Origin of the sequence: Methylophilus sp. DW102 (genome assembly GCF_037076555.1) — a bacterium.
In the GTDB taxonomy this organism is placed as follows: domain Bacteria; phylum Pseudomonadota; class Gammaproteobacteria; order Burkholderiales; family Methylophilaceae; genus Methylophilus; species Methylophilus glucosoxydans.
The window spans coordinates 1,189,909-1,208,668 of the sequence record NZ_AP029023.1 but is presented as its reverse complement, the minus strand read 5'-3'; the positions used below and the strand labels follow the sequence as shown (position 1 = coordinate 1,208,668).

22 protein-coding genes are annotated in these 18,760 nt (G+C 51.4%); 10 read left to right on the top strand and 12 right to left on the bottom strand.

Going from position 1 to position 18,760, the window contains the following annotated elements; genetic code table 11:
* Window positions 1-93 precede the first annotated feature (93 nt).
* The 9 genes from AACH41_RS05585 to AACH41_RS05545 all read right to left on the bottom strand — a co-directional run bounded on the left by AACH41_RS05585 (window position 94) and on the right by AACH41_RS05545 (window position 7,413).
* Window positions 94-780 (bottom strand): hypothetical protein, encoded by a 687-nt coding sequence (locus tag AACH41_RS05585; protein WP_338657370.1) that lies wholly within the window; start codon window positions 778-780, stop codon window positions 94-96.
* Window positions 781-872: 92 nt separating this feature from the next.
* The gene (locus tag AACH41_RS05580) at window positions 873-1,109 is read right to left on the bottom strand and encodes a hypothetical protein (RefSeq protein WP_338657368.1); all 237 of its coding nucleotides are present in this window, start codon (window positions 1,107-1,109) and stop codon (window positions 873-875) included.
* Window positions 1,110-1,166: 57 nt separating this feature from the next.
* Window positions 1,167-1,415 carry a hypothetical protein gene (locus AACH41_RS05575; RefSeq protein ID WP_338657366.1) on the bottom strand — a complete coding sequence of 83 codons (249 nt, stop codon included), beginning with the start codon at window positions 1,413-1,415 and terminating at the stop codon, window positions 1,167-1,169.
* Window positions 1,416-1,445: 30 nt separating this feature from the next.
* Window positions 1,446-2,057, bottom strand: a complete 612-nt coding sequence (locus AACH41_RS05570; protein WP_338657364.1) for a hypothetical protein — start codon at window positions 2,055-2,057, stop codon at window positions 1,446-1,448.
* Window positions 2,058-2,124: 67 nt separating this feature from the next.
* Entirely contained in the window at window positions 2,125-2,442 is a 318-nt protein-coding gene (locus tag AACH41_RS05565) for a hypothetical protein (RefSeq protein WP_338657362.1), read from the bottom strand.
* Window positions 2,443-2,736: 294 nt separating this feature from the next.
* Complete coding sequence (locus tag AACH41_RS05560) at window positions 2,737-3,105, bottom strand: thioredoxin family protein (RefSeq protein ID WP_338657360.1); 369 nt, start codon at window positions 3,103-3,105, stop codon at window positions 2,737-2,739.
* A 94-nt stretch (window positions 3,106-3,199) separates the two neighbouring features.
* A complete protein-coding gene (locus AACH41_RS05555; RefSeq protein WP_338657358.1) occupies window positions 3,200-3,799 on the bottom strand; it encodes a nitroreductase family protein in 600 nt (199 codons plus the stop codon).
* 10 nt (window positions 3,800-3,809) lie between these two features.
* Window positions 3,810-6,356: a DNA mismatch repair protein MutS gene (gene mutS, locus AACH41_RS05550; protein WP_338657356.1), complete on the bottom strand. Its 2,547-nt coding sequence runs from the start codon at window positions 6,354-6,356 to the stop codon at window positions 3,810-3,812.
* Between the two features lie 247 nt (window positions 6,357-6,603).
* Window positions 6,604-7,413: an inositol monophosphatase family protein gene (locus AACH41_RS05545; protein WP_194747009.1), complete on the bottom strand. Its 810-nt coding sequence runs from the start codon at window positions 7,411-7,413 to the stop codon at window positions 6,604-6,606.
* 84 nt (window positions 7,414-7,497) lie between these two features.
* Here AACH41_RS05545 and AACH41_RS05540 point away from each other — a divergent pair, with 84 nt between their 5' ends.
* On the top strand, window positions 7,498-8,250 hold the full coding sequence (locus AACH41_RS05540; RefSeq protein ID WP_338657353.1) for an RNA methyltransferase: 753 nt from the start codon (window positions 7,498-7,500) through the stop codon (window positions 8,248-8,250).
* 119 nt (window positions 8,251-8,369) lie between these two features.
* Here AACH41_RS05540 and AACH41_RS05535 read toward each other — a convergent pair whose 3' ends face one another.
* The gene (locus AACH41_RS05535; protein ID WP_338657351.1) at window positions 8,370-8,678 is read right to left on the bottom strand and encodes a YkgJ family cysteine cluster protein; all 309 of its coding nucleotides are present in this window, start codon (window positions 8,676-8,678) and stop codon (window positions 8,370-8,372) included.
* A 200-nt stretch (window positions 8,679-8,878) separates the two neighbouring features.
* Between AACH41_RS05535 and cysE the strand changes: the two genes are divergently transcribed.
* The 9 genes from cysE (at window position 8,879) to fdx (ending at window position 16,336) form a co-directional block, all read left to right on the top strand.
* Window positions 8,879-9,613, top strand: a complete 735-nt coding sequence (gene cysE, locus AACH41_RS05530) for a serine O-acetyltransferase (protein WP_194747012.1) — start codon at window positions 8,879-8,881, stop codon at window positions 9,611-9,613.
* A 152-nt stretch (window positions 9,614-9,765) separates the two neighbouring features.
* Complete coding sequence (iscR, locus tag AACH41_RS05525) at window positions 9,766-10,236, top strand: Fe-S cluster assembly transcriptional regulator IscR (protein WP_194747013.1); 471 nt, start codon at window positions 9,766-9,768, stop codon at window positions 10,234-10,236.
* 27 nt (window positions 10,237-10,263) lie between these two features.
* Window positions 10,264-11,409, top strand: coding sequence for a cysteine desulfurase family protein (locus AACH41_RS05520; protein ID WP_338657348.1), 1,146 nt, complete (start codon window positions 10,264-10,266; stop codon window positions 11,407-11,409).
* A 26-nt stretch (window positions 11,410-11,435) separates the two neighbouring features.
* Window positions 11,436-12,653 carry an IscS subfamily cysteine desulfurase gene (locus AACH41_RS05515; protein ID WP_338657346.1) on the top strand — a complete coding sequence of 406 codons (1,218 nt, stop codon included), beginning with the start codon at window positions 11,436-11,438 and terminating at the stop codon, window positions 12,651-12,653.
* 179 nt (window positions 12,654-12,832) lie between these two features.
* Complete coding sequence (gene iscU, locus AACH41_RS05510) at window positions 12,833-13,216, top strand: Fe-S cluster assembly scaffold IscU (RefSeq protein ID WP_194747016.1); 384 nt, start codon at window positions 12,833-12,835, stop codon at window positions 13,214-13,216.
* A gap of 1 nt (window position 13,217) precedes the next feature.
* Window positions 13,218-13,541 (top strand): iron-sulfur cluster assembly protein IscA, encoded by a 324-nt coding sequence (iscA, locus tag AACH41_RS05505; protein WP_194747017.1) that lies wholly within the window; start codon window positions 13,218-13,220, stop codon window positions 13,539-13,541.
* Window positions 13,542-13,584: 43 nt separating this feature from the next.
* Entirely contained in the window at window positions 13,585-14,097 is a 513-nt protein-coding gene (gene hscB / locus AACH41_RS05500; RefSeq protein WP_275356831.1) for a Fe-S protein assembly co-chaperone HscB, read from the top strand.
* Window positions 14,098-14,103: 6 nt separating this feature from the next.
* Entirely contained in the window at window positions 14,104-15,993 is a 1,890-nt protein-coding gene (gene hscA, locus AACH41_RS05495; protein WP_338657342.1) for a Fe-S protein assembly chaperone HscA, read from the top strand.
* Between the two features lies 1 nt (window position 15,994).
* Window positions 15,995-16,336, top strand: a complete 342-nt coding sequence (gene fdx, locus AACH41_RS05490) for an ISC system 2Fe-2S type ferredoxin (RefSeq protein ID WP_338657340.1) — start codon at window positions 15,995-15,997, stop codon at window positions 16,334-16,336.
* Window positions 16,337-16,408: 72 nt separating this feature from the next.
* Here the strand turns inward: fdx and AACH41_RS05485 are convergent, their stop codons facing one another.
* Together AACH41_RS05485 and AACH41_RS05480 are read right to left on the bottom strand one after the other, a co-directional pair.
* Entirely contained in the window at window positions 16,409-17,053 is a 645-nt protein-coding gene (locus tag AACH41_RS05485; RefSeq protein ID WP_194747021.1) for a carbonic anhydrase, read from the bottom strand.
* 49 nt (window positions 17,054-17,102) lie between these two features.
* Window positions 17,103-18,689, bottom strand: a complete 1,587-nt coding sequence (locus AACH41_RS05480; RefSeq protein WP_338657337.1) for a SulP family inorganic anion transporter — start codon at window positions 18,687-18,689, stop codon at window positions 17,103-17,105.
* Window positions 18,690-18,760 lie beyond the last annotated feature (71 nt).

The window sequence follows — 18,760 nt, the reverse complement described above, 5'->3', positions numbered from 1 at the left end:
CACTTACTTGTTCTGGTCATTTAAGGTCCTCCAAAAGTTAGGTCGATGTGTCTATTTTTTTAAAGCAACTCCGCACTCCAGCTTGATAGAATCTTAGGCGCGAGATTTGATGCGATTAAGTTCACGCCAGAATATCTCCAAATCTTCTTGCGGCAAGTCGAGTACGAACGCTATTTTATTACCGAGACCACCAAATGATGTACCCAGTGCTCTGGCTTCAGTTTTGTTTTTGATGAGAACACGGTCATGCACTTCAGTTGTTGCCCAATTACGCAAAGAAATATTCTTCTTGCGACAATGTTTTTCAATGTTGGAAAAGATTGCTCGGTTTGGTCCAGGTAGATGGAACACTTCGATCGACTCGAGCGTCCTTGGTAGAAGTTCGATAATAGACTCAACGTACTGTGTTTGGGTTCGGTAAATCTTATTGGATCCACTAAAGGAGAAGAAATATGGATCAACCACCGTCAGGTGGCTTGTGCCAGAAAGCCAGCTCGTTATGTGCTTCCTTTCTTCACGGTTCTTGCCCTCTATCCCTGTGACAAGGTGCATTACGCGGTCTGCGCGGTCGCCTTCAGCGAGTGCGCAGCGTTGTGGCTCTATTGACTCTAAACGCCGCTCGATACGACGAAGGCGAGAGGCTATTTCATCGCCCGTTGGGTGATCCCACCACCAATATCGAATCCAATGACGGACTTGTGATAGATCGGAGTCTTTGTTTTCGACGAACTCAAGTAGTTCTTTTAAGTGGCGAGTAAGTAATTCGCGTTCGTTATTCATTATCTGGTGGGCTTTCAGTCTAACGTCTAAATTCATCGGACTGTGCGGCTTTATGCACATGTAAGGCGGAATAATCAGTTGGACGGCACATGTCAGAACTTAACAAATTGATACTCGTTACCAGAGGCGACCGTGCTTCCAAAGCCAACATCTTTACGCATTTCAACGACAACTGCCCTATATGCATTCTTCAAGGTAGATTGATCAATTGATGATGGGGTATTGGTGTGTTGAATCTGTAACGCAACGAAATGATTAAGCGCAATTAGAACACCATCAGAGGCCCACAACCATGCGGCTGCGTAAGCCGCATGAAACCGCTCTTTCATTTCAAGTGTTCCACCATGCCCTGAAATAAAAACTCGCAGGGCCAGACAGACTTCCTCTTAGACCCGACGACGACGCTCGGTAAGTTCGCTTTCAGTATGAAGCTCTGCTTTGAGGCGCTCCAGTTCCGACGTATGAAGAGTCTTCACGCTTTCCACCACCTCAGTAAGGTGAGCAAGATCCTCTTTCGATGCAAGATTCTTACCTTTCTCAGCGACGTAAGAGGACAGATGAGCTCGAAAAAGTAATCCAGCTAATACGAGTCCGACAAGACTAAGACTTGATATACCGATAGAGATTAGATTCATTAAAATGAGTTCCGAGAATACGACCAACGTTCAAGGTATGGTGCGCGCGGCTTGCGGCTCCTGCTTAACCGCATTGTTAGCCGTCCATTCGCCCCATATGCTCCAAGAAGCCACAAGAAAAACACACACACCAAGGCCAACAGTAATTTCCTTGCGGTATTTTTCTGCACGTTTTGAGCGATACTTCATTGACGGAAATTGCAGCAACACGAAGGACAGGAAAATTACAGCCGCGACAAACACTGCTGAGATAATAGCCAATAAAAAACCAGAAACTGCCGCCATAAACCCCTGCTTAACGGCTACGGAGACTGCGAGACCGACGACTACACCGACAAAAGCACCACCAATATAAACAAACTGAATAACCGCTTGCCAAAAGAGCTTAATAGAGAAAATAGGCTCTCTGCCGAGTGAGGTCGAGGTAACGACAACTCCAGAAAAAGCCAATATGAGAAGGCCGAAATACTGGAAATTTTCTGCAGCGATGAAGTTGTCTTTACGAAGGGTTAGCCATTGTTCAATAAAGGACGGAAGCCAACCAAAAGCCTGATGCGCAACAAAGCCTACAACCAACGCTGAAGCGGAGACAAGTGAAGCTCGCTTGAGACTATTAACGTATGGAGTCTGAATTCTGATCATAAAGGCCAAAGTTTAGATGATAGGGGCACTTAAGCTAAACCGACTTGATGGAGATGGGTTAAAGGAGTTATTTTGGTTCAAGATTAAGATTTCCATTAATATCGTTATAAAAGATTGGATCAAGAACTCGAAATCCTTCCCCAGGAGCGTCGGTACCATCTGAATTTTTTGATTTTTTTAGAACAATCATCCATAGGCGACCCGTTTTTGTATCTAGCATATATTGGTCACTACGAAAGTCTGAAATTTGACCAAACACAAAACGTCCGTTTTCTGATGAGATAACTTTTTGCTGGTTTGGTGTAACCTTTACAGCATCGGCACCATATGAATAAGCCGAAATTAATAGAGAAAGTGTAAATACAACTGACGATAGTTTTTTCATGGTATGCCTCTAATAGTATTTTAGTATTTATAAAAGCCTATGGTCTCTATATTAATAATTGGAAGTTTGATATGCATGTCTAGAATCCCTTGTTCCTTATTGTTTTTTGTTGTTTACCGCCCACTTATTTAATTATTAATTACAGAGACAGAGCATTAGTGTTTAGTGATTGTAGACGATAGAGGCAAACTTTCAACTTATGGTGCGACATACGGCAGTGATGAAAATTAATCGTCTCAGAAAAGCAAAAAGCCATGCTAAGCATGGCTTTTTAAACTTAGGCAAACTCACCAATTATTGCTTGGCATCTTCTGCTTTGTAATATTCCCGCACTGGTGTCATATCAAAGTCTCTTGCCCATTTGATAATTTCATCCAGTGCTGGCGCGCCAATCTCGCCGACTTGTGCGTGTATGCCTGCACGTTCACGTATCACGAGTAAGCCTGGAATCTGCTTCACCTCAAAATAATCTGAGATTTCAGGGTCGGTTTCGGTATTGACCATGCCAAACACGATGTCTGGATTTTTCTCTGCCGCAGCCTCGAAGGTGGGTGTAAACGCGACACATGGATCACACCATGGCGCCCAGAAATCGACAATCACGAATGGGTGATTCTCGATGGTTTCTTTAAAATTTGATTTGGTCAGCGTAACGACTGCCATATGATCTCCAATCCGTTCAATTATATTTTTATCGCCAGCATTTTAGCAGAGGATGGCAGGCACGCTAACCGCTTTTGCTGCAATCGCGCAAAGTTTAAACAATGCTTTGATTCCATTGACCATTGAAAAACAGCTCATTGAGCGGTTTACGGCTTCGCGCCGCGGTTTCACGCTCTTTGGTTTCACCCGTGAGGCTTTCAACATCCGCTTGGTAACCGACGGTGACCATGGCCAGAATCTGGTAACGCTCAGGCACGTTGAAGGTCGTTCTGGCTTTGTCAGCATCAAAACCGCCCATCTGGTGCGCCATCAGGCCAAGTGCGGTGGCTTGCAGACACAGGTTCTCAGTAGCAGCGCCGGTATCGTATGGCGCCCATCTGTTAGGTTTGTCGTTATGGCTAAACAGGGTATCGGCACAAATCAGTAACAACACCGGTGCGTTCACAGCCCAGCTCTGGTTGCCAGGCACCAGGCAATCAAACGCTGCTTGCCAGGCTTGCAGGTTATCCGCCTTGTTGCAAACCACGTAGCGCCAGGGCTGATCGCCAAAGCAGGAAGGCGCCCAGCGTGCTGCTTCTAGCAGGCTGATGACTTGTTCTTGACTCACGCCTTGGCTGGCATCATAGGCGCGGCCACTCCAACGGTTGGCAATCAGATCGTTTATGGGCTGCTGGGTAATGGCTGGCTTTTGCATGGTGAAATCCTCACAGTTGTTTTTTCAATTGATAAAGTAACTCTAATGCCTGCTTCGGTGTCAGGTCGTCAGGCTGTATGCGTTCCAATTCTGCGACCACCGGATGGGCAGGCGGTTCCTCGGGGTCCACGACACTGGCAAACAAATCGTTTTGCGGTGTCGCTGCAATGGTCTGGTTTTCGAGTTGCTGCAATTTGCGTTTGGCCAATTGCACTACCGATTTGGGAATTCCTGCCAGCTGTGCCACCTGTATGCCATAACTCATGGTCGCGGCGCCCTCTTCAACTTTATGCAAAAAGACGATGCCCTGACCATGCTCAACGGCGTCAAGATGAACGTTGGCGGCATGCTTGGCTTCATCGACAATGCGCGTCAGCTCAAAATAATGGGTGGCAAACAGAGTCAGTGACTTGTTTTTTTCGAGCAGTTGTTTGGCCACCGCCCAAGCCAAGCTCAAGCCATCAAAGGTACTGGTCCCACGGCCGATTTCATCCAGTAATACCAGGCTGTTTGCGGTGGCATTATTCAGGATATTCGCCGTCTCCGTCATTTCGACCATAAACGTGGAGCGCCCGCCTGCCAGATCGTCTGAGGCACCGATACGGGTAAAAATACGGTCTATTTCGCCAATCATTGCGCTTTGGGCAGGCACAAAACTGCCGCAGTAGGCCAGCAACACAATCAAGGCCGTTTGCCGCATAAAGGTGGATTTACCGCCCATATTGGGGCCGGTGATTAGCAATAACTGCCGATAGGGATTGAGCACGACATCGTTGGCCACATAGGGCTGGGCGATACTCTCGACCACCGGATGCCGACCGCCCTGAATATCTATGCCAGTGTCAGCACGGAATTGCGGCTGCACATAATTGAGCGACCGTGCGCGCTCGGCAAAACAGGCCAGCACATCTAAGGTCGCCACGGCGGTGGCAATGCGCTGCAACTGGGCGATGTGTGGCAGTAAAGCCTCTAACACCTGTTCATACAGCATTTTTTCACGTGCAAGCGCACGCTCATTGGCGCTCAACACTTTATCCTCAAACGCTTTTAACTCGGGCGTGATAAAGCGCTCTACATTTTTCAAGGTCTGGCGGCGACGATACTCCGCTGGCGCACTTTCTGCCTGTAAGCGGCTGATTTCAATGTAAAAACCATGCACGCTGTTGTATTCAACCTTGAGGTTAGTAATGCCAGTACGGGCTTTTTCAGCGGCCTCAAATTGCAACAGAAAATCGCCGTGGTCGGTCTGAATCGCCCGCAGCTCATCGAGCTCGGCATCGTAGCCCGTCGCAATCACACCGCCCTCACGCAGCACAGCAGACGGCTCGGCTTGAATCGCCTGCACCAATATCTGCAAGGCCTCGCCAGGTACCTGCAATTCGGCGATCAGGCTCTGCAACAAGCCGGATTGTGTCCGCGGCAAGACGCTGACCAGCGCCGGCAGCTGCAACAAGCTATCGCGCAGACCAGACAAATCGCGTGGTCTGGCCGACTTGAGCGCCACGCGTGCAGTCATGCGCTCAATATCACCGACGTGATGCAAAGCCTGCTGCAAGGCTTGATCTAAAAACTGTTCAAATAACTCGGCAACTGCCAGATGCCGCTGCTGGATGGTCTGCTGGTTGCGCAAGGGATGATGCAACCAATGCCGCAACAAACGCGCACCCATGGCGGTTTGCGTCGAGTTCAGCAGCGAATACAAAGTGGGAGAAGCCTCCCCGCGTATGGTGGTATCGATTTCCAGATTACGCCGGGTCGCCGCATCCAGTTGCAGGTAATGATGGCTCTGCTCGACGCGCAAGCCGACAATATGCGGCAAGGCCGTGCGCTGCGTATGTTTCACATACTCCAGCAAGGCCCCCGCCGCCGTCACTGCCGCGGGCATCTCGCCACAGCCAAACCCGGCCAGGTCATGCGTATTGAATTGCTGGGTCAAACTGCGGCTGGCAGTTTCCAGGTCAAATTGCCAGGGGGCAAGCCGTTTTTTGGCGCAACGTGCATGCTGCAAGACCTCAGCATTATGATCTTCAGCCATCACCAGCTCCGCCGGATGGATGCGCTCCAGCTCCTGCGGCAAATGTCCTGGTGCAATTTCAGTCAAGACAAACTCGCCTGAGGCCAGATTGAGCCGTGCTAACCCCAATACACCCTCGCCCCTGGCCACGCAGAGCAAAGTGTTATCGCGGGTTTCATCCAGCAAGGCCGCATCCGTCAGTGTGCCCGGCGTCAGGATGCGCGTCACTTCGCGCGCCACCGGCCCTTTTGAGGTCGCCGGATCGCCCACCTGCTCGCAAATGGCCACTGCCTCGCCCATTTTTGCCAGCTTGGCCAGATACTGCTCGGCCGCATGGTAAGGCAAGCCTGCCATTTTGATCGGCTCGCCATTGCTGGCACCACGGCGAGTTAAGGTAATCCCCAACAAACGGGCTGCCTTTTCTGCATCCTCAAAAAACAGTTCGTAAAAATCACCCATGCGGTAAAACAGCAGCATATCGGGATACTGTGCTTTAAGCGTCAGATATTGACGCATCATGGGGGTGTGGTTTTCGAAGGACATGCGGATAAATCAGTGCGAGTATGGGTTGAGTGAATAAGTGTGTTTAGCCTTGGCATCTTACAACAAAAGGATGCAGGATGATCATGTGTCCGGCCAGCGGCATGACGAATACAACCGTGACCAATAGATCTATAAAAAAGTCATTCTCTCAAGTGAGGAGAACAACCTTGATGCAGGTTGTCGTGCCAGAAAAAAACAAACCCGGATTCAACTCCGGGTTTGTGACATGCCTGAACGCAATACAAAATTACAAAGTCGGCGTTTTAATCCGCTCGGTTAAATGCGGTGCAATCACCTGCAACATTTGGCTAAATACCTTAGGATTAGCCGCAACAATGTTTCCAGTACGCAACCAGCTCTCGTTGCCCTCAAAGTCGCCGACGATCCCGCCAGCTTCCTGCACTAATAAAGCGCCGGCAGCAATATCCCAGGGGGAGAGATTAATCTCGAAGAAACCATCACTGTAACCCGCGGCAACGTAAGCCAGGTCGAGTGCAGCCGAACCAGGGCGGCGCAAGCCAGAGGTTTTCTTGGCCATGTCGCGGAAAATGTTGATGTAGGTTTCCAGATAGCTAAAATCTTTGAATGGGAAGCCGGTAGAGAGCAAGGCTTCTTGCAGTTTTGCGCGCTGGGTGACGCGGATACGACGATTATTCAGGAAGGCGCCACTGCCCTTGGTGGCGGTAAACAGGTCGTTACGAACAGGGTCGTAAATGACGGCTTGCGTCAGCACGCCTTTTTCTTGCAAGGCAATCGAGATGCAATATGCCGGAAAGTTATGCAAAAAGTTGGTGGTGCCATCCAGCGGGTCAATGATCCAGATGCTATCGGACTCGCTGTTGGATTTACCGCTCTCTTCCCCATAAAAGCCATGGGTGGGATACGCGTCCTTGAGCACTGCAATAATGGCTTGCTCGGCACCCCGGTCCACTTCACTGACGAAATCGTTAGTGTCTTTCTGCTCGATCTTGAGGGCGCCAATATCCATGGCGGCACGGTTAATGATTTTGCCAGCTTCACGCGCGGCGCGGATGGCGACATTCAGGGTTGGATGCATGCTGTGGGATTCTTGATTACACTGATAAAATGCTATTTTAGCTTTTTAAGCGCTGTGTCACAAACACAACGACCAAATATACGCATGTCTTCTACCTCTGAATCCCCCATTTTTAACAATATCCGCGTCGTGTTATGCCAAACCAGCCATCCTGGCAATATCGGTTCGACCGCGCGCGCCATGAAAACCATGGGCCTGAACCGGCTCTATCTGGTGCGTCCCAAACACTTTCCCGATGGCGAAGCCAAGTCACTGGCCGTGAATGCAGGTGATGTGCTGGACCATGCCGTGGTCACACAAACCCTGGAAGAAGCGCTGGCTGATTGCCAGTTTGTGATTGGCGTCAGCGGCAAAGAGCGCTCGTTGTCGCAACAGGTGATGACCGTGCGTGAAGCAGCACAGGAAGTCAAAACTGTCGCCAGCCATAGCGAGGTCGCACTGGTGTTTGGCACCGAAATGAGCGGACTCAGCAACGCCGAGGCGGAACGCTGTCATGTACTGGCGACGATTCCGGCCAATCCGGAATACACCTCACTCAATCTGGCGCAAGCCGTACAGGTGATGTGTTATGAAACCCGTATGGCGGTGACGACCGGTGAACTGCATTACCAGGAAAAACCGGTGGAACTCGCGACGCAGGAGGACCTGGAGCGTTTTTATGAGCACATGCGCGAAGTCTTGGAGCATATCGGCTACATCAATCCACGTGCGCCGAAAAAACTGTTTGAGCGCTTGCGCCGCCTGTATGGCCGTACCCGGCTCGAAAAAGAAGAAGTGAACCTGTTGCGCGGGATTTTGACGCTCACGGTCAATCCCAAGAAACACAGCAAGTATTAGTGGCTGCGTTCAGCACAAAAGGACGAGAAGAGCTCAGATAACGAAGCAAAATGCCGATTGCTTTTTCATCGGCGTCTATCTGCGTTTATCGGCGGTGAATATTGCCCCCCCATTCGCCATCAAATCGCCGCCAACCCGATCTTCGCCCGCGCCTCATTGCATACGACCGAGCCTGCTTCAAACTCGCGGCAGGTGCTCGATCGCAAGGCATAAATACTGCACCCGACTGACTGCCCGACCTGCCCTTGTAACGCGACACAACGAACCGGCTTGATCTCAGTGCCCTGCATGCAAACATAGGTCTCATTGACTTTTTTCGTCATGTCGGCCGGCACCATCCCCAGTGGATGCGCGTCAGTCTCAGCCCAGTAAAACGAGACGCGGAAACTGGCACAGCAGGCGCCACAGGATTGGCAATGATCTGACATTCAACACGAATTTCTAATAAACACGCTCGCTATTTTAACGGCTTTCCCTTTTTTAGCCAAAACGCCCACACCAGGCAAAAAGAGACAAAAACGTGTGTTTCATGGATTTCCTCTGCGATCTCTTCACACGCTGTGGCTAACCACCCCTCCCAAGCAACAACCCGGCAAGCCTAAGCCAAGACTTGTGGCATAATGCGCGCATGTTCAAACATCTTAAAGAAGATATTTCGATTGTGTTTGACCGTGACCCGGCCGCACGGACACATTTCGAGATTCTGACCACCTACCCTGGCGTCCACGCGCTGATTTTGCATCGTTTCAGTCACTGGTTATGGAGTCACCGGCTCTATTGGCTGGGGCGAGCGTTGTCGCATCTTGGCCGCTGGCTGACCGGCATCGAGATTCATCCCGGCGCCACCATTGGTCGGCGCGTGTTTATTGACCATGGCATGGGCGTGGTGATTGGTGAAACAGCCATTATTGGCGATGACTGCACGCTCTACCATGGCGTCACCTTGGGTGGCACCAGCTGGAACAAGGGCAAACGTCATCCGACACTGGAATCTGGTGTGGTCATTGGCGCTGGAGCCAAAGTGTTGGGGCCCATCACCGTCGGCAAGAACGCCAAAATCGGCTCCAATGCCGTGGTGGTCAAAGACGTCCCTGAAAACGCCACTGCGGTTGGGATTCCGGCGCGTATCCTCGAGGAGGAAAAAGCCAAGCAACGCCATGATGTCGCACAGAAAATGGGGTTCAACGCCTATGCGGTGGGCAATGATGAAAATGACCCGATGATCAAGGCGATCAACAGCTTGCTCGATCATGCACACAAGCAAGAAGCAGAAATTGCCGAACTGAAGGCGCAAGTCGCCAGACTGAATGATGTGGAAAACGACAGCAATGTCGGTGAGGCGTTTGCCAAAAAGCCGGAATAAAGGCAGCGAACAGGCCTTTCCAGCCTGACCTCGGTCCCGCATTGAGGCCTTGATTAGATGGATAAAAACAGACTGAACTTTTACAGCATAATAATTGACTAAAACAGTAGGTTATTCTATAATTCAATACTGTTTTTAAAGGTCATCTCAAGATGCGATTAACTACCAAAGGTCGTTTTGCCGTTACCGCCATGTTGGATATCGCGCTCTATGAAGCGGATAAACCAGTGACATTGGCCGGCATCAGTGAGCGCCAAAGCATTTCATTATCTTACCTTGAACAGTTATTCAGTCGCCTGCGCAAACAAGGCCTGGTTTCCAGCGTGCGCGGCCCCGGCGGCGGTTACCGTATTGCCAAAGCGCATCATGAGATTTCCGTCTCTGACATTATCACTGCCGTAGATGAGCAAATTGACGCGACCCAATGTGGTGGCAACGAGAATTGCCATGAAGAAGGCCGCTGCATGACCCATGAGCTATGGGCTTCTTTAAACAGCAAAATTCTGGACTACCTGTCAGGCGTCACACTGGCCGACATGGTAGACATGCAACGCAACAAATCTACAGGCCAGGTGATTTTTGCCCCGCGAAAATGTGGCTCTGAAGCCAGCATTGCGGCTTAAGACCGGGCATCAAGGCACACCAAGTCCATGACCACCGTATTCTTTGACCACAACAGCACCACCGCACTGAAACCGCAAGTGCTGGACGCCATGTTGCCGTGGCTGGGGCAAGCGTGTGGCAATCCGACCAGTCGTCATGTGTTTGGGCGCAATGCGCGCGATGCCATGGAACTGGCCAGAGCACAGATTGCCGAATGTGTCGGTGTGCAACCGTCGCAAGTGGTCTTTACCTCCGGGGGTACCGAAGCCAATAACTTTGCCATCAAGGGCATGGCAGCCAACTTGAGTGCCACGCAATTATTGATCAGTGCCATTGAACATCCCTGTGTCACCAAACCGGCGCAGTCGCTGGCTTGGCATGACTGGAAAGTGGCAACGCTACCGGTCACGGCCGAAGGCACGCTGGACCTGCAGCAAGCCGAACAAGCGCTGAACACACCTACAGGCTTGGTATCTTGCATGTTGGCGAATAACGAAACAGGCGCCTTACAGCCGGTCGCTGAATTGGCAACGCTGGCAAAAGCGCGTGGCGCGCTGATCCATAGCGATGCCGTACAAGCGTTTGGTAAGGTGTCTGTCGATTTCACGTCTTTGGGCGTGCATGCGATGACGATTTCCAGCCATAAAATGGGTGGTCCGGTTGGCGTTGGTGCCCTGATTCTGGACAAACGGGTGGACATTGCGCCCTTGCTGCACGGTGGTGGACAAGAAAAAGGCTTGCGTAGCGGCACCGAGAATGTCGCCGGCATTGTGGGCTTTGCCCAGGCCTGCCTGCTTGCTATGCAAACGCTGCAAAGCCGCAGCCAGGCGACCCACGCCTTGCGGTCTCAGCTTGAAGCCGGATTGCAGCGTCTGGGTGCGGTGATCTTTGCGGAGAATGTACCACGCCTGCCCAATACGAGTTTTTTTGCCATCCCCAATATTGAGGGTGAGACCTTGGTCACCGCGCTGGATAAAGCTGGATTTGCTGTCGCCAGCGGCTCCGCCTGCTCCAGTGACAGTACTGAGCCCAGTCATGTCCTGCTGGCCATGGGGATAGAACCTGACCTTGCGCGCGGTGCGGTACGCGTAAGTTTGAGCGACAGTAACACCGCCGAAGAAATCAGCGAATTTTTAGCCGCGTTGCAGAAAGAAGTGCAACGTCTCAAAGGGTTAAGTGCCATCGCGGCATAAGTATTTTATGGAAAGAGCATTGAAATATGTCTGAAAGAAAGCCGATCTATCTGGATTATTCTGCGACCACCCCTGTGGATCCTCGTGTTGCACAAAAGATGATCCCTTACCTGACCGAGGATTTTGGTAACCCGGCCTCGCGTAGCCATCCTTACGGCTGGACAGCCGAGCAGGCGGTTGAGCATGCACGTGAAGAAGTTGCCAAACTGGTGAATGCGGATCCACGCGAAATCGTCTGGACTTCAGGTGCGACCGAGTCCAACAACCTGGCGATTAAAGGCGCTGCGCATTTTTATGCTGCCAGCAAAGGCAAACACATCATTACCTCGGCCACCGAGCACAAAGCGGTGCTGGACACCGTGCGTGAACTGGAGCGCGAGGGCTATGAAGCCACGTATTTGCAACCAGAAGCCGACGGCCTGATTTCACTGGAAAAATTCAAGGCAGCCATTCGCCCTGACACCGTGCTGGCATCCATCATGCTGGTGAATAACGAAATCGGCGTGATTCAGGATATCGAAGCGCTGGGCAATGTCTGCCGTGCCAACAACGTGATTTTTCATGTGGATGCCGCACAAGCCACCGGCAAAGTAACGATAGACCTGGAAAAACTGCCTGTGGATTTAATGAGCTTTTCTGCGCACAAAACCTATGGCCCTAAAGGGATTGGTGCCTTGTATGTCCGCCGTAAACCACGCATCCGCATTGAAGCGCAGATGCATGGCGGCGGTCACGAGCGTGGCATGCGTTCCGGGACGCTGGCCACCCACCAGATTGTCGGCATTGGGGAAGCTTTCCGCATTGCCCGTGAAGAAATGGCCAGCGAGAACGAACGTATCCGCATGTTGCGTGACCGTCTACTCAACGGTTTGCTGCAAATTGAAGAGACTTACGTCAATGGGGATCTGGATCACCGCGTCCCCCACAATCTGAATGTGAGCTTCAACTTTGTAGAAGGTGAATCGCTGATTATGGCAATCAAGGATATCGCCGTCTCCTCCGGCTCTGCCTGTACCTCGGCCAGCCTGGAACCAAGCTATGTCTTGCGCGCTTTGGGCCGCTCTGACGAGTTGGCTCACAGCTCCATCCGTTTCAGCATTGGCCGCTTTACCACCGAGGCTGATGTGGATTACACGATAGATTTGTTGAAGAGCAAGATTGGAAAACTGCGTGAACTGTCCCCATTATGGGAGATGTTCAAGGATGGGATTGATTTGTCAAAAGTTGAATGGGCAGAGCATTAATGTGATCTTTCATCGCCTGGCGGCGTTGTCGACATGCTTGTTTAGATTAGACTAAACGGCGCATGCCTCCGCCTTGCCAGACAATGAAATCTGCAATTTTTATTCATGAAAGAATTATTTTTTAAATTAAAACATGAACATAATCTTTATGTGACGTTTTAATTGATAGGAGCAATCATATGGCTTACTCAGATAAAGTATTAGACCACTACGAAAATCCACGTAATGTGGGTTCTATGGACAAAAACGACCCGAATGTCGGCACCGGTATGGTCGGTGCGCCCGCTTGCGGCGACGTGATGAAATTGCAGATCAAGGTCAATGATGCGGGCGTGATTGAAGACGCCAAATTCAAGACCTATGGCTGTGGCTCTGCCATTGCCTCGAGCTCACTGGTGACAGAATGGCTCAAGGGCAAAACCCTGGATCAGGCGCAAGAGATCAAGAACTCTGCGATTGCGGAAGAGTTGGCGTTACCGCCAGTGAAAATTCACTGCTCAGTGCTGGCCGAAGATGCGATCAAATCCGCGATTGCCGATTTGAAATCCAAGCAAGGCGCGTAATATGGCGATTACCCTGACAGAAGCCGCGGCCCAACGTGTTGAAAAGTTTCTGGCGAACCGTGGCAAAGGCATAGGCTTGCGCCTCGGTGTCAAAACCACAGGGTGCTCGGGCATGGCTTACACGCTGGAGTTTGTGGATGATCTGCAGCCAGAGGATACGACGTTTGAAAGCCATGGCATTAAAGTGATTGTAGACCCTAAGAGTCTGGTCTACATCGATGGCACGGAGCTCGACTTTGCCAAAGAAGGCCTCAATGAAGGCTTTAAGTTCAACAACCCCAACGTCAAGGACGAATGTGGTTGTGGTGAGTCTTTTACGGTTTAATTGTTGCCGCAGATAACCTTCGTTTTCTGCGGCTGATGACTTTATGCAAAACCATTTCTCGCTGTTTCAGCTGCCAGCCCAATTTGAAATTGATCTGGCCACACTCGATGCGCACTACCGCAAACTACAAGCTGAAGTGCATCCTGACAAGTTTGTGAACGCCTCCCCTGCTGAACGAATGCAATCCATGCAGATGGCCACCCTGGCAAACGAGGCCTATCAGACCTTGAAGCAGCCGACCGCCCGTGCCCGTTATCTGCTGCAACTGCAGGGGATTGCTACCGATGAGGAACAGAATACCGCCATGCCCGCGGATTTTCTGATGTCACAAATGGAGTGGCGCGAGGCGATGGAAGACGCCAAGTTTGGCAAAGACATTCCAGCACTTGAACGCTTGCTGTCAGAAATGCATCTGGCGGCCAAAGACTTGCAGCAACAGGTGAAAACCGAGCTGGCTGACGCCCCGCAAGCGGCGGCGATGACCGTGCGTAAAATGCGTTTTATTGACAAAGTGACTGAGGATATCCACCAGATCATCGCCCAGTTGGAAGATTAGAATTTCATGGCCCTATTACAGATTTCAGAACCAGGTTTTTCCCCAGCCCCACACCAGCACAAACTGGCGGTGGGCATAGACCTGGGCACCACCAACTCGCTGGTGGCAACCGTGCGTAGCGGCATGAGCACCGTGTTGCACGATGAACACGGGCATGCCTTGTTACCTTCTGTGGTACGTTACCTCGAAGAGGCTGTCGTCGTCGGCCATGAGGCGCAAGCGGCACAAAGCCAGGACCCGGTGAATACCATTGTTTCGGTCAAACGGTTTATGGGCCGGGCCTTGCACGACATCACCGACCGCGCGCATATCCCCTACCATTTTGTCGAGAACGACAGCTCACACGGCATACTGGAGCTGAAAACCCGTGCCGGGCTCAAAAGCCCAATTGAGATTTCTGCCGAGATTTTAAAGACACTGAAAGTGCGCGCTGAAAAGGCGCTGGGCGGTGAACTCACCGGTGCAGTCATTACCGTGCCCGCCTATTTTGATGATGCGCAACGCCAGGCGACCAAAGACGCGGCCCGACTGGCAGGCTTGCATGTCTTGCGCCTGCTCAATGAACCGACGGCCGCCGCCGTTGCCTACGGCCTGGATAACGCGGCAGAAGGCGTCTATGTCATTTATGACCTGGGCGGCGGTACATTTGATATTTCCATCCTGCGCTTGAGCAAAGGGGTGTTTGAAGTCCTGTCAACCAATGGCGACTCTGCCCTGGGCGGCGATGATTTTGACCACCGGATTTACTGCTGGGTGCTTGATCAGGTGCGTAGCAAAACGGCAGACTTCAAACCGTTAACCGAAGAAGACACGCGCCTGTTGCTGACCAAAGCGCGCCAGGCCAAAGAGTGGCTGACCGATAACCATGAAGCCAATATTGTCTGCAAACTCAGTAATGGTGCATTGGTGGATGAAACACTGAGCGTGAGCCAGTTTGTTGCCCTGACCGAACATCTGGTCAATAAAACCCTGAGCCCTACGCGCAAAGCCATGCGCGATGCCGGCCTGGCCATCGATGAAATCAAGGGCGTGGTACTGGTTGGCGGCGCGACGCGCATGCCGCATATCCGTCATGCCGTACAAGCCTTTTTTCAGCAAGAACCGTTAACCAATCTGGACCCGGACAAAGTGGTCGCCCTGGGGGCTGCCATTCAGGCCAACATTCTGGCTGGCAACCGCAGTGGCGATGATTTATTGCTGCTGGATGTGACGCCGCTCTCCTTAGGACTGGAAACCATGGGCGGGCTGGTTGAAAAAGTCATTCCGCGCAACTCGACCTTGCCGATTGCACGTGCCCAGGATTTCACCACCTACAAAGACGGCCAAACGGCGATGGCGATCCATGTGGTACAAGGCGAGCGCGAGCTGGTCAGCGACTGCCGTTCACTGGCACGCTTTGAACTGCGTGGCATTCCGCCTATGGCGGCCGGGGCTGCCCGTATCCGCGTCACCTTTCAGATTGATGCCGATGGCCTGCTCTCGGTCTCCGCGCGCGAACAGACCAGTGGCGTCGAGTCCAATGTCACCGTCAAGCCGTCTTATGGCCTCAACGAAGAACAAATCACCAACATGCTCAAAGACTCGTTTGGCGCCGCCGAAGCAGACAAACAGGCGCGCATGCTGCGTGAAGCGATAGTCGATGCCCAGCGCCTGATTGAAGCGATTGAAGCCGCCCTCGCAGAGAGTGGCGACACTTTGCTGGATGCGGCGGAGCGTGCGCAGATAGAAGCGTCTATCCAGGCGTTACGTGCCCTGTGTAATGAACACGATAGCCAAGCCATCAAGCAAGCGACCGAAACCCTCAACCATGCCACCGAAACCTTTGCCGCCAGACGCATGGATGCGTCTGTCAAAAAAGCGCTGGCCGGTAAAAACCTGGATTCACTGGAACTCTGATATGCCTAAAATTACCATCCTCCCCCACGCTGAACTGTGCCCGGAAGGCACCGTGATTGAAGCAGCCTCAGGGACTTCGATTTGCGACGCCTTGTTGAAGCACGACATAGACATTGATAATGCCTGTGGCGGCGTGTGTGCCTGTACTACCTGCCATGTCGTTGTGCGTGCAGGCTTTAACAGCCTGAACGAGATCGAAGAAGATGAAGAAGACATGCTAGACCGTGCCTGGGGCCTGCAACCGCATTCACGCTTGTCCTGCCAGGCCGTGTTGCAGGATCAGGATGTCACGGTTGAGATTCCGAAATACAGCATCAATCTGGCCAAAGAGGGTAACCACTAGGCGCCTGACTCCTGAGTTCCCACAAAAAAAGCCGATGCATGCATCGGCTTTTTATTTGTACCAGACCAACGACTAGCCAATAAATGTCTCTTCAAGGAAGTCCACTTTACCATTCGAGATATCATAAACCGCGCCAACAATACCGATTTGCTTGCTTTGCAGCATATCATCGACAATATCACTGCAGCGGATGATGGTATCGATTTGATATTTCACATTGAGTGCACAAATCTTTTCCACGAAGTCGCCATTCTTGGAATTACGCTGCGCCGGGTCTGAGACTGTTTTTTCGTGACGGATAGAGGGTTTGATCAGATTGATAATCTCACCAATATGCCCGTCTTTGAAATCGTCGCAAGCTGCTTTGACTGCGCCGCAAGAGCTATGCCCCATGACCACAATCAGTTTGCTGCCGAGGTATTTACTGGCGAATTCAAGACTGCCAATCGCTTTATCCGAGGCAATATTGCCTGCCAGACGCACACTGAACACATCGCCAAGGGCCTGATCAAACAACAACTCCACCGGTGCTCGGGAGTCACTGCAACTGAGAAATGAAGCAAACGGGTGTTGCTTATCTTTGGTGATTTGAATCAGGCTTTTGAAGTCCTTGTCCTGCTCGAGATCACTGGTAAAACGGTGGTTGCCTTCGACCAGAATCTCTAGCGCTTCACGCGGGGTCATTTTGTCACGGTCGAGCAAGGGATGTTTGTACATATCAATCTATCCTTAATAATCAGTTTTTTATTATTGATCAGCCAAAATCTTAATGGCCAAGCATAAATTTGGGCGGGTTAAACTGGATGGTTTCAACCGCAATATTTTTCAGTTTGGCCTGTTGTTGGTAGTCTTGGATAAACTCCACCACATCATAGGCGATTGATTTGCTATTGGTGCAATCAATCACCACCTTGCTATTGCGCGGGATGGATGCCAGGACTTCGAGGATGCTCGCTTTATTAAAAAACGATACTTCTTCGGCCAAAACGAGATGATACACTTCGCGGCCCTCTTCGTTCGAGCGCGTTTGCTTGATGTAATGCGAATTACGATAGCTATGGTGCAAGGTGAAGAAAATAGCCACCACTAGGCCCAAGCCGATGCCGGTCAGCAAGTCAGTCAACACAATCGCGGCAATCGTTACCACAAAAGGCACAAACTGTTCCCAACCCAAGGCATACATCTGCTTGAACAGGCTGGGTTTGGCCAGCTTATAGCCGACCATAATCAGAATGGTTGCCAGGCTGGCCAGCGGAATCATATTCAACAGGCTGGCGATGGTGATGGCACTCAACAGTAACCAAAAACCATGCAGTATCGCTGACATTTTTGTGTGTGCACCAAAGGTAATGTTTGCACTGCTACGTACGATCACCTGTGTGATGGGTAAACCGCCAATCAGGCCAGACAAAACATTGCCTAACCCCTGCGCCTTGAGCTCACGGTTGGTCGGTGTCACACGCTTATGCGGGTCTAGTTTATCCGTCGCCTCCACACACAGCAGGGTTTCCAGGCTGGCCACAATCGCCATCACCAATGCGGTTTTGATCACCAAAGGCTGAGTCATCTGACTAAAATCCGGGTGGGTGAAAAAACTGGCGAAGTCGCCGAGACTGCTGGCAACGGGCAAGCTCACAATCTGGTCAGCCGCCAGTTTGAAGTCCAGCCATTCATGCATAAACGCCCAGTTGAGCGCGATACCGGTGAACACCACCACAATCGGCCCTTGCAGCACTTGAAACACACGATGCTTTTTACTCAAATAGACATCCCAAAAAATCAGGATGGCAAAGGAAACAGCGGCAATCAGGATGGCGCCTGGCGTCAATAAATCCCAGGCCTGCAAAATATCACTAAATGTGTTGTGACCCCCTGCCTCCTCAAAGGCTTCGTCACCTTCAAAATCCGCATCATAGCCAAAGGCATGCGGAATCTGCTTGAGGATAATCAACAGGCCGATGCCGGTCAGCATGCCTTTAATCACCGAAGATGGCACAAAATAAGCAATGAAGCCGGCTTTAAACTGGCCCAGCAAAAACTGGAACACCCCGGCCAGTACGACCGCAGCGAGAAATGCCTCATAAGAACCCAGGTTGCTAATGGCGGCCAGCACAATCACCGCCAGGCCGGCCGCGGGTCCACTCACCCCCAGTTGCGAACCACTGGCGAGGCCAACCACAATGCCACCGATAATGCCGGCAATCACGCCGGAAAACAAAGGAGCGCCAGAAGCCAGTGCAATACCCAGGCACAGGGGCAAGGCGACAAAAAAGACGACAATCGAAGCCGGTAGGTCGCGGTTCAAATGCGCTAACAATGACAACGGCCCTGACCGTTGAGTATCGGTTGACATGGTGTATCAGTCCTCTTTTAATTTATTCGTTTTTATCATCATTTTTTCAAATACTAGCCCCGCCTGTATGC